The sequence below is a fragment of the Mongoliitalea lutea genome (genome assembly GCF_014652135.1).
Lineage (GTDB): Bacteria > Bacteroidota > Bacteroidia > Cytophagales > Cyclobacteriaceae > Mongoliitalea > Mongoliitalea lutea.
The window spans coordinates 315,884-330,855 of sequence record NZ_BMYF01000001.1 but is presented as its reverse complement, the minus strand read 5'-3'; the positions used below and the strand labels follow the sequence as shown (position 1 = coordinate 330,855).

At 40.2% G+C, this 14,972-nt stretch carries 13 protein-coding genes; 7 read left to right on the top strand and 6 right to left on the bottom strand.

Going from position 1 to position 14,972, the window contains the following annotated elements; all coding sequences use genetic code 11:
* Positions 1-132: 132 nt before the first annotated feature.
* The 4 genes from IE080_RS01380 to IE080_RS01365 all read left to right on the top strand — a co-directional run bounded on the left by IE080_RS01380 (position 133) and on the right by IE080_RS01365 (position 5,475).
* Positions 133-2,457: a TonB-dependent receptor gene (locus tag IE080_RS01380; protein WP_189578628.1), complete on the top strand. Its 2,325-nt coding sequence runs from the start codon at positions 133-135 to the stop codon at positions 2,455-2,457.
* Between the two features lie 75 nt (positions 2,458-2,532).
* Positions 2,533-3,300, top strand: a complete 768-nt coding sequence (locus IE080_RS01375; protein ID WP_189578626.1) for a hypothetical protein — start codon at positions 2,533-2,535, stop codon at positions 3,298-3,300.
* Positions 3,297-4,322: a S41 family peptidase gene (locus tag IE080_RS01370; protein ID WP_189578625.1), complete on the top strand. Its 1,026-nt coding sequence runs from the start codon at positions 3,297-3,299 to the stop codon at positions 4,320-4,322. The genes IE080_RS01375 and IE080_RS01370 overlap by 4 nt, the downstream gene beginning before the upstream one ends.
* 10 nt (positions 4,323-4,332) lie before the next feature.
* On the top strand, positions 4,333-5,475 hold the full coding sequence (locus IE080_RS01365; protein ID WP_189578623.1) for a hypothetical protein: 1,143 nt from the start codon (positions 4,333-4,335) through the stop codon (positions 5,473-5,475).
* A gap of 179 nt (positions 5,476-5,654) precedes the next feature.
* Here the strand turns inward: IE080_RS01365 and IE080_RS01360 are convergent, their stop codons facing one another.
* Together IE080_RS01360 and IE080_RS01355 are read right to left on the bottom strand one after the other, a co-directional pair.
* On the bottom strand, positions 5,655-6,773 hold the full coding sequence (locus IE080_RS01360) for a fatty acid desaturase family protein (RefSeq protein ID WP_189578621.1): 1,119 nt from the start codon (positions 6,771-6,773) through the stop codon (positions 5,655-5,657).
* A gap of 232 nt (positions 6,774-7,005) precedes the next feature.
* Entirely contained in the window at positions 7,006-8,463 is a 1,458-nt protein-coding gene (locus tag IE080_RS01355; protein WP_189578620.1) for a Gfo/Idh/MocA family protein, read from the bottom strand.
* A 206-nt stretch (positions 8,464-8,669) separates the two neighbouring features.
* Here IE080_RS01355 and IE080_RS01350 point away from each other — a divergent pair, with 206 nt between their 5' ends.
* The 3 genes from IE080_RS01350 (at position 8,670) to IE080_RS01340 (ending at position 11,496) form a co-directional block, all read left to right on the top strand.
* Positions 8,670-10,268 carry a beta-N-acetylhexosaminidase gene (locus tag IE080_RS01350; protein WP_189578618.1) on the top strand — a complete coding sequence of 533 codons (1,599 nt, stop codon included), beginning with the start codon at positions 8,670-8,672 and terminating at the stop codon, positions 10,266-10,268.
* A 196-nt stretch (positions 10,269-10,464) separates the two neighbouring features.
* Positions 10,465-10,722, top strand: coding sequence for a hypothetical protein (locus IE080_RS01345; protein ID WP_189578616.1), 258 nt, complete (start codon positions 10,465-10,467; stop codon positions 10,720-10,722).
* Positions 10,723-10,725: 3 nt separating this feature from the next.
* Complete coding sequence (locus tag IE080_RS01340) at positions 10,726-11,496, top strand: LexA family transcriptional regulator (protein WP_189578614.1); 771 nt, start codon at positions 10,726-10,728, stop codon at positions 11,494-11,496.
* Here IE080_RS01340 and IE080_RS01335 read toward each other — a convergent pair.
* The 4 genes from IE080_RS01335 to IE080_RS01320 all read right to left on the bottom strand — a co-directional run bounded on the left by IE080_RS01335 (position 11,486) and on the right by IE080_RS01320 (position 14,884).
* A complete protein-coding gene (locus IE080_RS01335; protein WP_189578613.1) occupies positions 11,486-11,995 on the bottom strand; it encodes a hypothetical protein in 510 nt (169 codons plus the stop codon). The genes IE080_RS01340 and IE080_RS01335 overlap by 11 nt on opposite strands.
* Before the next feature lie 141 nt (positions 11,996-12,136).
* The gene (locus IE080_RS01330) at positions 12,137-12,493 is read right to left on the bottom strand and encodes a hypothetical protein (protein ID WP_189578612.1); all 357 of its coding nucleotides are present in this window, start codon (positions 12,491-12,493) and stop codon (positions 12,137-12,139) included.
* A 57-nt stretch (positions 12,494-12,550) separates the two neighbouring features.
* Positions 12,551-13,663, bottom strand: coding sequence for an AEC family transporter (locus tag IE080_RS01325; protein WP_189578611.1), 1,113 nt, complete (start codon positions 13,661-13,663; stop codon positions 12,551-12,553).
* Between the two features lie 57 nt (positions 13,664-13,720).
* Positions 13,721-14,884 carry a pyridoxal phosphate-dependent aminotransferase gene (locus IE080_RS01320; RefSeq protein ID WP_189578610.1) on the bottom strand — a complete coding sequence of 388 codons (1,164 nt, stop codon included), beginning with the start codon at positions 14,882-14,884 and terminating at the stop codon, positions 13,721-13,723.
* Positions 14,885-14,972: the final 88 nt, after the last annotated feature.

Here is a 14,972-nt window from a genome sequence, read left to right as displayed (position 1 = left end):
ATTTTGCTTTTGGTAACAAGCCCTTCAATTTTTTTGTCCTTCAACCCAAAAACTTGGTGTCTGTACCAGTAATTCGGCGATGTCAAAAGCCTTCTTTTCCTTTGTTCTGTACAACCAAAGGACCAAAAGGCCATGAAATCATTTCCCAACTTCCACAAAAGGTTTGCGTTCGCCCTGATGGCTTTCGCGCTGACAGTTTCCTTTCTGTCAAATGCCCAATCTACCGAAAAACTCACAGGTACTTTGCTCCATTCACAGACTGAAGCCCCAGTGGCTTATGCCAATGTGGTCATGTACCAGCTTCCTGACTCCCTATTCATTGCCGGGGCCAATACCAATATGGATGGTTTTTTTGAACTGTCTTATTTAGTGGGAAAGTCATTCTTTCTACGCTTCAGTTATATGGGTTTTGAGAGTTTTACCTTGTCTTCTGAAGAGTTGCAAGGGAACGCCTTGGGTACTTTGTATTTCCAGGAATCTGAAAGCTTGTTGGAAGCAGTACTCATTGAAGGAGAAAAAGAAAAAGGAATAACGGAGGGCGAAAAGGCTGTTTTTATGATTAATAAGCAGCATGTGGGAGCGTCCAATACCGGTATGGACATCCTCAACCTGATTCCTGGGGTTTTTGTAGATTTCAATCAAAACATCAGTATCAGTGGAAAAAATAAGGTATTGATCTTTGTCAACGGTGCAGAAAGGGACCACCGCTTTGTACAACAGCTGAGGGCAGGGCAAATTGATCAGGTAGAGGTGATTTTGAATCCTTCTGCCAGATTTGCAGCAGAAGCAGATGCAGTTATTCATATCCTCTTGGCAGAAAGAGAAAGTGGTTTTTCAGGAATGGTCTATGGAGAAATGCCCATTTCCAGGAATGAAGTGTACAGCTTTCCAAGCGCCAGTATGTCCTTTTACACCCCAAAATTTCACGCCTACACCAGCTACAATGGCGCATTCAGCATATTTGATGTGGTGCAGACATATGAGCGGAATACCACAGAGGGAACCCAAATCCAGATGGAACAAAAAACCCGTCAAAGAAGCATTTCCAATACAATCCATCAAGGACTCGAGTATGCCCTTTCTTCCAATACCTTGTTGCATGGATACATTGCAGGAAGTTGGTTTTCAGAAACCCATAATGGGAGCATTGAACTTCAAAGTAACCAAGGGGACACTTGGACTGCCAAGCGGGAAGAGGAAGACCGTAACAGATCTTTGACAACAGCACTGTATTTTCAGCATCGGTTTCATGGTGAAAAAGAAAGCAGTATATCGGTCGATTGGACCCAAAGCCGCTTACGTGGAGAAAATCAATTGCGTTTTTTGCAGGAAGAGGAGCGCTTCATCAACTATATCCGTCCCAGCCAACAGGTTTCCAACCTGCGCACCGATTACAGCACCCAATTGAATCCCAATTGGCGTTTGATAACAGTTTTTCAGTTGCAACTCCGGCATTTTGCTAATGGTCATGAAAATGATTTCGACTTCAGAAGCCAGGTCCGCGCGCTATATGGCTCCTTCATTTGGAAAGGGGAAGACTGGGATGCGGAATTTGGAATGAGGGTGGAAGAAATACAGCTTCGAACCCTCAGCCAGGAGGGCAGAAAAAACCATTTTTTCTTTCTTCCCAATGCCCGATTGGGACATGTTTGGAATGAAAAACATTCCACCAGGTTTTTCTTTCGGTCAGCCATGGTTTATCCCTTGTTTCACCAGTTGAACAACTTTGAGGCCTTCTTAGATCCATTTACCCTGTCTTTTGGAAATCAGGACCTTCAGCCCTATACTTTCCATCAGGCCAATGTGGAACATACCTGGAATACCGGTAATCTCTTGTTGATGAATGCGGTATTCTTTGAAAAAAGGAGCCAAATGATCAATGAGCTGTATGCACTCAATTCCGAAGGACTGATGGAGGTGACCTTTGGCAACTTGGGTGATTTGTTCCAGACCGGGATTCAATCCAGTGGAGCGATGCGCTTGAGCAAACAATTTTCGATCAACCACATGCTGAGGGTATTCCATAGCAGGGGTATTGGAAATGATCGGGAGCAGTTTCCTGTAAGGGACCGAGTGGCCATAGAAACCGGTTTTTCAGGAGTGCTTGCCTTGGAAAAGGATATCTTCCTCACTCTCCGCTTCCGATACCTTTCTCCGGTCAATGATATACAATCAGATTTTTTCAGCGGCCCCCTTTATTTTCTGGCCGCTGAGAAAAAACTCGGGGACCAATGGAAGCTGGGGATGACTTCGGCCCTTCCCTTTTCCCGAAGGTTTACCTATTATGGATTGGAAACCCGAGGAAAAGATTTTCAACAACGCAGCACAGGTCAGATCCACATGTCAAGGATTCCTCTCTGGTTCACCTTGAGCTACTCCTTCCAAAAAGGAAAGTCTGTGCAAAAAGAAAAGAAGGAAGTCTCCAGTGGCTTGCACATCAATAAAAAAGGTTTCTGATGTTTAAAAGAAACTGATAGATATCATTTTTTCCTAATAGCAAGAAACCTATCTTTAACGTTTTAAGACAAAAGAATGAGAAAGTACGTTTTTGTAGTGTTGTTCACGTTGGTGCAGACGGTAGTTATAGGACAAGAGAAGCAACGAACGCTTTTGTGGAATGCTGGCCCGCAAAATGCCTGGGAAAGGGACTTTGCCTATTCTCCATTAGTTTATAGAGGAGGGAGTACGGGTTTTTCCTTTGGATTTATCAGTGCATCTGAGAAAAAAATAGACGAGGTCTATATGCACTATGCCCGAATCCCCATGGAAAATGAGTTTGGAGCAGGAATGATAGGAACCCAGGCTAGTATCATGACCTATACTTTTTACAAGGCCTCTTGGCTGCCAAGTAAATGGATGATCGGTTGGTCCAATAATAATGCGCTCAGTCTTCGGAATTTTCAGGATTCCCAAAATTTTAATCCACGGTTTGATTTCCATACTTCCTTTGGTCCGGCGATTCGGTATGAATCAGTTTTCGGAAAAAATGAACAGTGGCGATACAGCTTTCAAGGGCACTGGCAAGTGATAGGTTTTTTGTTTTCAGCATCCTATGTCACAAGCCCTCCTGATGCATTTTTGCACGAACAACCTACATTCAATGCCTTTTTACAATCCATCCGGTTCTTTCAACCATTTCAGCAGCAAGACTTAGGCATGATTAATCAAGTTTTTTATAAACTCACCAATGGGAATGAATTTGGGTTAGGCTATCGCTTCAATTTCAGTAATCTGGTTAATGAGCAACGTTCCCAGCGTGCTGCGGGACACTATTTCATACAGTTTAATTTTCAGTTATGAACAAGCGTTTTTCAATCCATAATTGGTTTTTTATTTCAATCATATTTATTCTTGGGGCATGTGAAGAAATGCTTACGCCTCCAAGACCAGCGTCAAGTCCTCAAGTGGTATTTGATCATTTATGGAATGATATCAATAACCGCTATAGCTTTTTTGAAGAAAAACAGGTGGACTGGAATGCGGTCAGAGAAAAATACAGTCCAAGATTATTTGCCACGATGACAGAACATGAGCTTTTTGATGTCTTGGGTAATATGCTTGGGGAGTTGGAAGATGGCCATGTCAATTTATTAAGCACTTTTGACAGATCACGAAATTGGCTTTGGTATGAGAATTTTCCCTTGTTTTACAATCAACAATTGATTGAGCAAGTATACCTACGAACTAATTTTTGGATTATTGGTCCTTTACAGGCACAAACGTTGGATGATGATGTGCTGTATGTTAATTATCGTTCATTTGAGCGAGCGCTTACAGAGCAGCATATGGACCAAATTATGTTTTTGATGCGAACGCATAAGGGGTTGATCATAGATGTGCGGAGTAATGGTGGAGGGAATTTGCAAAATGCGCTGAACATCATGGCAAGATTTACGGATGAGGAGGTGATTTATGGTCAACAACGCTTTAAGTCTGGGCCAGCAAGGAATGATTTTACCCCTTGGGCTCCTTTGCGGATTACTCCAAGTTCGGGTTCCACGTATCTTGGGAATGTTGCCATATTGACCAATCGCCGATCGTTTAGCACCACCACTTTTTTTGCACAGATGGGAAGGTCTTTACCACAAGTTCGCCTATTTGGGGATCAGACTGGTGGAGGTGGAGGGATTCCGGTTTTTGCAGAATTGCCTAACGGATGGACATACCGTTTTTCCGGATCCCAAGCCATCGATTTGGAAGGGAATCATTTGGAATTCGGAGTACAAGTAGATGAGGATTTAACTTCTTTTTTAATGGTAAGAGCCGGGAGAGATCATTTTATAGACACAGCGGTATCATGGCTCAAAGGACAATCGGAATAATGAATACGGTATGAAAAAGGAGATTGTTAAAGTGTTACTGATCCTGCTTTTGATAGCGGCATGTTCGGAAAAAAATGTTAATGAACAGTTGACAGACACCTACCAATGGGTTTTTCAAGACTCCATGCAGGTGGAATATATGGGAGAATTGTTTTTAATAGACTACGATCCTCTGCAAGAACTGTATTTAGGAAGGTGGAATGCTCAAGAGGAATACGTAGTTTTTGATGAATCCGGAGCAATCAAGCATACTTTCAAGTTAACTGAAGATGGTCCCAATAAAGTAGGTTGGGCTACAGGAGTAAATTTATTGGATGGGAAAATCTGTGTGATGGATCAGACTCAAGGTATCTATTTCTTTGAGTTGGATGGTACTTTTAGTAGTAAACTTCCAATAGGAGAAGATTACTTTCATATCAATGGTTTACCTTTCGGAGCGCATCGATCGGGTGATGAGTTCTTGTATTTTCGTCCAGAAAAAGGCGGGAGTTTGGAAGATTTTAGGACCATGTATACAAATGTCTATTCATCAGATATTTTAGAAATTTATAATTCCAATACAGGAAAGATTCGTACGAGTATGCCTTTTCCACCCAATACTGTGTACAGTACCGGTAATTTTTACAATTGGACTTTCCCAGGTCTTTATAAGTACAAGGACGAATGGATATTGTGGATCTTAGCAGAGCTAAAGTATTTTGTCTACAAAGAACAGGAGGGGCAGATTGTGCTTTCTAAAGTGGTGGATATCAACTTGAAAGATGCGGTTCCAATGCCCGGAATTCCAATAGGAAGATACCAAGACTGGTATGAAGAATATGGAAATATAATTTTTGGAAGGATTGAACAAATTTATAGAAGGGAATCTGACGTAGTGGTCATTTACACTAAGGGGGTGAGTGAAGATATTGCTAGTCAATATAATCGTGATAATTGGGAAGAGTGGTCGGCCTTTCTTGATGGTATACAGAGGTATGCAGCTATCTTCGACTCCAATCATGAGTTGATTCAAAAGGATATACAAGTTCCTAAAGGGATATGGCTCTCATCAATAGTTCACCCAAGTGGCGCAATCATCGCCCAAAAAAATCAGGAATATTTTGGTGTTGAGGAGGATTTTTTAACGTTTTATCAATTGAATTTAGCTAAATAATTCTTCGGATGTCTCTCGCAGATAAATAGGATTTGACAGATTTGACGCAGAGGCTTGATATGGAAAATAATCTGAAATAGTAGCCTAGAGCAGGCTTGATGGGCTTCTTTTGAACATAAAAAATTAGGGGTTTATCTATTGATAAAACCCCTAATAAAGCATTTGTTTTAATTTGGTGCTCAATGCGAATAAGAATGCTCCCGCACTTCTTTTTTTGCGATAACAGGGGAGCCTGCTTCCTTGAGGAAATTATAATGCGATTTTAATGCACTTGCAAAACTTTCATTTTCATGGTAAGGTAGATCAAACTCATGTGCCGTACTTTTGACGATTTCAGAAATTTCCGGATAATGGATATGGCAGATTTTTGGGAATAAGTGATGTTCCACCTGGAAATTCAAGCCTCCGCATAAGAAAGTAGCAATACCGCTTTTTCTCGAAAAGTTAGCAGTGGTACGCAACTGATGTGCTGCCCAAGATTCTTCTATGCTTTCACCTTCTTTTGGTACTACCTGATGCGTGTCTTCTACTAAATGCGCCAATTGGAATACTAGACCCAACACGAGCCCTTCAGCAAAATTCATCAGTAAGAAACCAATCAAAAATTGTTGCCAAGTAATTTCCATCACCAATAAAGGAATGATGATAAAAAGTCCATAGTACACTAACTTGTAAAAGAAGAGGTTGAAGTATTCGATTTTGGGATGCTTATTGACGTGGGAGCCGATTTTTTTCTGGAAAAACTTAACGTAGTCTTTTCTGAAAAACCAAGAAAGAGAAGCTAAACCATACAAAAAGAAGGCGTAAATATGTTGGAAACGATGCCAAGGTTTCCATGGATCATTTTCTGAAATTCGCACGATTCCTGGAGCTAGTTCCAAATCCCCATCATGGCCTACGATATTGGTATAGGTATGATGGATTTGGTTATGCGTAATATTCCAAACATAAACATTGGCGCCAATGATATTGAAAATAAAACCAAGGCTTTTGTTGACCCAAGGATGTTTGGAATAAGAGCCATGCAGGGCATCGTGACAGATATTAAAGCCGATAAAGGCCATATTCATACCTAGAAGAATGGCTAGACCCAATGTGACTGACAAGGGAAGTCCTCCCAATAGTATCAGAAAATAAAGACCGACAAATGAACTGAGATAAATCGTGGTTTTGACAACCATTGCCTTGTTGGCTTTTTTGGAAATGTTATTGATTTTGAAATACTCATCGACACGTTGCTTTACTGTGGCGAAAAATTGAGAGTTCCCTTGATCATTAAACTTGAGGGATTGATTCATAAGAGGTAATTGGTAATTAAACTAAACTGTGATTGAAATTTTTGATTCCGTCTAAAGCATTTGATATGTCATTAAAAAAGAACCGAATTTATTAAATATCCAAAAATACTATTCAATATCCTAACAGATTGACATATATAACTCAAATAAAAAAGAATCCCCTGATTTTCAGCATGCTTTAGTAGCCTATTAATCAGGGGAATTGATTAAAATTAATAGATTATTATCTTATTTACAAGGTCCATCCATCTCTGTAGGTTCTTTTTACAAATTGGTTAGCAGGCTCAAAGTTGGTTACCCGCATATTTGGGCCGTCCCATACTAATTTAATACCTCTTCCGGGATAGTTAAAGCCATTACCTGTTTCTCTTGGTTCACGATAGTCATAACTTCTAATTGCCAGATTACCCATAAGGACAGATTCTGTCAATGGTCCAGCAATGGAGAAAGGAGAACTCAGGTTTTCAAAAGCAGCTGAACCATACCCAGCTATGCAAGCATCTACCCAATTATTGTAATGGCCTCTATCTCCTCCTTCTATTCTCTTTTCTGTTTGTGATACATTCGCTTCTTTGGTTTTGCTGGTAGGCAAGAGTTGTGGATTCATACCATAAGTCCCACACATCATTTTGCCTTTAGTCCCTTCAATAATTACTCCATTGCCTCCATCTCCCATGACTTCATTTGGTCCCAATTCGATAGGTCTTGTAGGTTGGATACCTCCATCCATCCAATGAAACTCCAGATCATCTTTACCAGGTCTTTCAAAACGGAGTGTGATATGGGAGGAGGGAGGGCAACTTTCAGGGAAATATCCCCGCTGAAACTCGCCAACATATACAGAACCTACACTTGCTTCGGCAGACTTCGGGTATCCCAATCCTAATACACGGAATGGAGGCTCCATGATATGACAGGCCATGTCTCCAAGTGCACCCGTTCCATAATCCCACCAACCTCTCCAGTTGAAAGGTACTAAGTTGCTTATATAGTCTCTGTAAGGAGCTGTTCCCAACCAAAGGTCCCAATCTAAATCTGCGGGTGGTGTTGCTGGTGTTGTAGGCCAAGGAATCCCCTGAGGCCACACAGGTCGATCTGTCCAGCAATATACTTTGGTTGCTTCCCCAATCAGTCCAGCATTGTACCATTCCACCATTTGGCGCACACCATCTCCGGAGGAACCTTGATTACCCATTTGTGTTACTACCTTATATTTGTCAGCTGCTTCCGTAAGCATTCGGGCCTCATAGATGTCATGAGAAAGTGGTTTTTGTACATACACATGTTTGCCTAATTGCATAGCTGCCATAGTCTGTACAGCATGCATGTGGTCAGGTGTGGAAATGGTGACTGCATCAATGTTTTTATGCTCTTTCTCTAACATTTCCCGAAAATCCCGATAGTAAGTGGCTTTTGTGTGAGCATCTACACTGGCTTTTGCACGGCTATCATGAACGTCACAAAGCGCTACTATGTCAACTTTGCCAGAATTAAAAACTCCCCTGATATCGTTTCCTCCCATGCCGCCTACACCAATACCAGCAACCCTTAACTTATCGGATGGAGCTGTAAATCCAGGGCCTCCTAATACATGACGCGGAACTAAATAAAACCCTGCAAGTGCAGTGGCAGAGGCTTTAATAAAATTTCGTCTTGAATTGCTCCCCTGCTTTTGATTTTCGTTTTTCATAATTTCGGATTGAGTTTATTGTGCAGGTAATTTATTCTAAAAATGCTAGATTGAAAACTGCCCTCCTATTTTTTGATAGCAACGGGTAATTTTAAAGGATGGATGGGAGTATAGATTCTTCTGGTAAAGTTTTTAATTCACTTCTAATCTTTTAAAAAAAAATTATCTAAGTTTGGGTACTTTCATAAACCAAATTAGAGAAACTCATGAATTCGTTAGTTAAAGATTACATTTTCATTGTTGGTTTTGTTGCATTAATGGTGACTTCATGTACCGATAAAGTAGTGGAAGTTTCTTTAGAAAAGCATGCAATTATTCCAGTTCCTGTCCAAGTGATGACATCATCCTCCGATTTTTTATTAGAAAAATCAGTAAAAATAACAGTGAAGGAGGAAATTGACTTTTTTGGGAATCAATTAAAAACTATAATCCAAGAGACAACAGGATTGCAGCTGATGGTGCAGAATGAAACTGCTACTAAGGCTATTGAATTGAAAATTGATGCAAGTTTTGCTCCTGTAAGAGAGGCTTATAAAATTGAAATACAATCAGACAAAATTCAGTTAATTGGATCAGATGAAGCTGGGTTGTTTTATGCCATTCAGACTTTTAAGCAACTGTTGGATGGGGTGGATGGAAAAAATATCCTTATCCAAGGAGGGCTGATTGAGGATTATCCGGAGTATGCCTACAGAGGAATGATGCTGGATGTGGCGAGACACTTTTTTCCTTTAGCTGATGTGAAGCATTTGATTGATCAACTGGCCATTTACAAGATTAATCACTTACATTTACACCTTTCGGATGATCAAGGATGGAGAGTTGAAATCAAATCTTGGCCATTATTGACCACTATCGGTGGTGCCAACGAAGTTGGTGGGGGAGATGGAGGGTATTATACCCAAGAGGAATATCAGGAGTTGGTGTCTTATGCAGCCAAAAATTTTATAACTATTGTACCAGAAATTGATATGCCGGGTCATACCAATGCGGCCTTAAATGCATATGGAATCCTTAATCCGGGTATAGAAGTACCCAATGAAACAGCTGTTCCTATTGATTGGTCTGTGTTTGGATTAGAATCGGATTCTTTGGCAACTCCTTATCATACAGGAATCGATGTGGGTTTTAGTACCTTGGATATTCATTCTGAAATTACCTATCAGTTTGTGGAAGATGTGATCCGGGAAATAGCGGCGATAACTCCCGGTCCTTATTTGCATATTGGTGGGGATGAAACCCTGATCGTACCCATGGAAGATTATGTGTATTTCATTGAGAGAGCTCAGGATTTGGTGACAAAATATGGTAAAATCACCATGGGCTGGGATGAAGTGGCTCATGCAAAGTTATTACCAAGCTCTGTTGCACAATACTGGGCCAAAGCTGAAAATGCTTTACTAGCCATTGATCAGGGAGCCAAAGTATTGATGTCTCCGGCAGTTCGTACTTATTTGGATATGAAGTATGACAGTACAACGAATATTGGGTTAAAATGGGCTGCATTTATAGAATTGGATGATGCTTATAATTGGGACCCAACCACTCTTCATGAAGGAATTCACCGAAAAGATATCTTGGGAGTAGAAGCTCCATTGTGGACAGAAACTATTGAGACGAGAGCTGATATAGAATATATGACTTTTCCTAGGCTTGCGGCTATAGCGGAGATTGCTTGGTCACCTGCCTTCAATCGAAATTGGGAGGATTTTTCCAGAAGGATTTCAGCCCATGGAAGAACTTGGGAACGGAAGGGAATCAATTTTTATAAATCTCCGAAAGTGAAATGGGCGTTCCCCGATTAGGATTTATGATGGAAGATGTATCTCGGTCATCAATTATGTGCTTTTAACTAGCTAAAAGAACATCTGATTTTCAGATTCGAAACTCATAAAAGCAAAAAATGAGACAATAAATGTCTCATAAATGTTATTTTTATAAACACACGTATGTTTATAAAAATAACATATGTATATTAGCTCTTGTTAATCGCTTAGAGCTATGGAATTGAAAGAGAAAATCAGTATCACTCAAAAAGAGCTTCCTTCGGGAAAGTGCCAAGTTAAATTTGTCATCGAGGATGATCAAGTGCCATTGTATGGATATCTGCTGACGCAGGAGCCAAAGCCTGTAGGAGAGATTATTGATGAGATTACGAGACGAATGTATCAGCGAATGGTTCAATTGGAAAACAACCAACATTTCTCCCTGACGAAGTCTGTTAAGGATGATCATCAGTTTTACCTGTATTCAGCTTGATCTATGCTACTTTCAAAAAATCTCAAATTCTTACGATCCTCTGTTCAGATGACCCAAGCAGAATTGGCGGAAAAATTAGGTCTTCAACGGACGATGATTTCTGCTTATGAAGACGGCCGCTCAGAACCTAAATTGTCTACACTTGGCCTGATCGCAGAATTGTTTCAAACTTCTGTGGATGAATTATTATATCATGATATTCCCGCCTTGGGAAGAAAGGTGCAGCAATCCAAGCAAATAAAAGTATTGGCTATAACAGTGGATAGGGAAGACCGCGAGCAGATCCCAATGGTCCCTCAAAAGGCGTCTGCTGGATATTTAAATGGTTTTGCCGATCCAGAATTTGTAGAAAATTTACCACAGTTCTCCCTGCCAAATCTCTCGAATCATGTGACTTACCGTGCATTTGAACTGAGTGGGGACAGCATGCTGCCATTAGTGCCAGGCACAGTTGTGATTGGCAGTTATGTGGAGCAGTTGCATGAAATCAAAAGTGGGAAAACATATGTGTTGGTGACAATTACCGAAGGGGTGGTTTACAAGCGGGTGTTTAATTATTTGGAAGAAAATGGGAAGTTATTTCTTGTATCAGATAATGACCACTACAAGCCTTACGAGGTAAAAGGAGAAGATGTATTGGAAATTTGGGAAGCCAAAGCCTATATCAGCACTGACTTCCCAAGTCCAAAAGATAAGGCTCAGCCTGCAAGTCTAGAGGACATTTCTAAGATGATTCTTGACTTAAAGTCCGAAATCCTGAAGCTCAAGAGTTAACCAATTCAGCTTTTTTTAGCTGCTTTTCGATAATTTCTTTCCAGCGCTTAGCAAACACTGGTTCGCCGAAAAGATCAGAGAAATAATCCGAATTGAAGACTTCCAGTGTAAGTGTTTTGGAAGTATCCTTGGATTGTATGCTCAGATGGATACTATCAATGATATTTCTCCCGTTTTTTTTATCACCCACATGATGCGAAGTTTCATGAATCGAAACAGAGAATATTTTTTCAAGATCAATGATCCGAAGCGTCATCTTTGAGATGTCTTGGACGTAAATTAGTTTGTTTTTGCTTTTATCCAAGCCTAAGAAATAGCGATCTCTCCAAATTTCTTCTTCTTGAACAGATAGTTGATTTTCTAGCAACTTTTCATTCAATTGTTGGCGGATTTTGAGTGTTGTTTTTTTATTGCCTTGATGCTTGATCAAAAAAGGAGCTATAAATGCTACTATTCCAACTATTGAGATAGCAAGTGTTGTTAAATCTATGTCAAACATGATTGTTGTATTTAAAATTTGGGAATTAATAGAATGGTCATGCCAAAGGAAAAGCGAAGGCTTTCCATTCATTCTTTGTATGATGTGAAGTTGTGAGCTGATAAATTTTGTTTTTTTAATCAGCTTTAGAAAAAGTTTGAATTACCAAAAAAAATGAAAAGGAAAGATTATCTCCCGAATACCGAATTGTCTTGGCGTCTGTTCTAAAAGTTTGAATGCAACTTCTTCAGAAAGCTCCATCCAATCCAGTCTTTGCAAAAAGTTTGCCCACTCATTACCCCAAGACCAATCAGGTGTTAGGTTATAGCCATTATTTCCTAAGCCGGAAGTAAATAAAACTACATACTCTTGATAGGATGTCTCTTGAGTAAGTTGATTTTGAGCTACTCCTTCCTTACTCTTCTGAGAGGTGTCAACAAGCAACAAACCACTCCACAGCTTCAACGCCAAAATGGCGATAAAGACAAAGCTTGGGTAAGATTTTTGAATTATTGACATGGTTATACTTTGTTGATTATATGTCAATATGTATGCCAACTTAATAAATGGTAGTGATCAACCCTGCTCTTTTTTCAGCATAGAATTTAATAACCAATCATTGATTTTTAGATAGGTAGGTTTGATGGCACTGATGGAAATCATTCCTAATCCTAAACTTAAAAGTAGCGTAGGAGAAGTAAAGGTTTCTCCAAAGGAAAAGACCAAAAGCATAATGGCCGTTGCAAAGGGAAGAGATAGTGCCAAAATGTTAATTCCAAGTGCTAGGTCAAAGGTTTTTTTCTGTGGCTGGGGAGTTACCTGTTCCATTGCTTGGATGGCGGACATGTGTGCATAAGGCCAAAAGCTTATAGCGCTTTGAGGGAAAACAACCATGACCAATATTGCCATAGGGGAAAGTCCGGGTACAAAAGAAATCAGGAGACCACTGAGCAAAAATGTCAATCCCGAACGGAGCAATAATAGGTTGAATATCTTTTTAATCTGAGCCCAATTGAATACAACAGCTATTCCAATGTACATCAATACCAAAGGAGTCATCAGATTACTTAAACTCGTGATTGAGCTGGATAAAAATGGAGGTAAGTTTTCCATACGGATGCCAAAGGCCAATAAAACCAGGGCTATCACTATCACCATATTAATAGGTTCATTTACTAGGCTAACCAATAAAGACTTTATTTTTCCTTTACCATTGCCGTCCACCGAAGGATGGATATTGAAGAACCAATGGATCGCTAGCATGTAGGCAAAAATCAAGACAAAAAACTTATTCCCGATATCTGCGAGCGCTCCCCAAGCTAATGCATCGTCTCCCAAATATTCTATTAAGAATGGAAAACAAGAAAGACCTGGAGCAAGCGATGGAAAGAGTAGGAGATAGGTTCTGTAAGTGGCTGTGTTTTTTTCTATACCATAGATCGGAAGAATAAATTGTAGCCCAAAAAACAGAACAAAGTTGAAAGCCAAAGCGATAATAGGCAGCCATAAGAGCTCTTGGGAAATTTCAGCTTTTAGTAAAGCTACGAATATGATTGCAGGAAGCGCAATGGTCAGGATGATGGTTTTTAAACCTTTTTGGTGTTCCGATGATTGAAACTTACTACGTAGCAAGAAGCCAATAAACAGAAGTAATAGAAAAGCTAGCGTCTTTTGAACTGCCGGATTCATACAATGTGATAGTTAATGGTAAATCAATTCAAAAGGTTATTTTGGGTTTGGCTTAATTTAGCCTTCTGTGATTTTTAGTGCTTCTATGAAGTAATTCATTTCTTCCATGGTTCCCATACTCACCCTACACCAAGGTTTGTTGTCGATGGCGTACATACGAATGCCAACACCTTGTTCAACCATGGTTTTGGAGAATGTTTCCGCTTTTGAACGGATAGGGAAGATCATAAAGCTGGTATGGGATGGGATTTCCTGGTATCCTAACTGATGGATTTGCTCGGATGTAAATTCTCTGGAAGCTTTATTCAACGCTCTACATTCAGCAATAAAGCCTTCGTCCTGAAAGCTTGCAATCGCTCCCTTCAATGAGGTAATGCAAAGCCCCATGGTGCTTCTAACCATGTCGGAAACTGATTTGACGCGCTCCTCCGTAGCTACCATATACCCGATACGCAGGCCTGCCATTCCATGGATTTTGGAGAATGTTCGCGCTACAATGACGTCATGACCCTCAGCCACTAAGTTTACAGCACTTTTTTCTTGCGGATTATCTAAAAACTCCAAGTATGCTTCATCTACAAAAATTGGAGCCTTGGTGGCATTTGCTTTACAAAATGTTTTTACTGCTTCAAAATCTGTAACCGATCCCATAGGGTTATTGGGGTTGCAGATATAGACTAGTTTTGTGTTGGAATCAATGGCTTGGGCTATACTTGTCAAGTCGTGGCTTTGATCGGCTGTTAAGGGGACGGCTTTCCAATTTGCACCCACTGCCTTGGCTGTATTGACAAGTGAGAGGTAAGATGGATCTGCTGAAATTACATTTCCTCCATGTCTGCAGAGCGCAATGGCAGTTTTTTCCAATAAATCTGTAGAGCCAGGCCCTAACATAATATTTGCAGGTTTGACCCCTTCTTTTTCGGCAATCATCTCTATCAAATACTGTGCATCGGAATGTCCATAACGATTTCCTTGACTGATGGACTCCATGATGGCTTTTTGCGCTTTTGGAGAAGGACCAAACGGATTTTCGTTCGCCAAAAGCCTTGCCCGCATAGGAATTTTGAAATTCTCCATGAAAGGAAGTTCTAGTACCAAACTTTTATAGCTACTGTTTGTAAGGTTGGTGCTGCCGTGTAAAGGAAGACTAGAAAGAGCAGAAATTCCGCCCAAACCGAATGCGCTGGTTCTTAACCAAGCCCTTCTGGATAAATTTTTCATATGATTAGTGGTTTAATGGTTTAAAAATAAACCAAAAAAATTTAAAAATGATTATTATTTGTGATTAGTGGTTAAAATATAAGCAGTG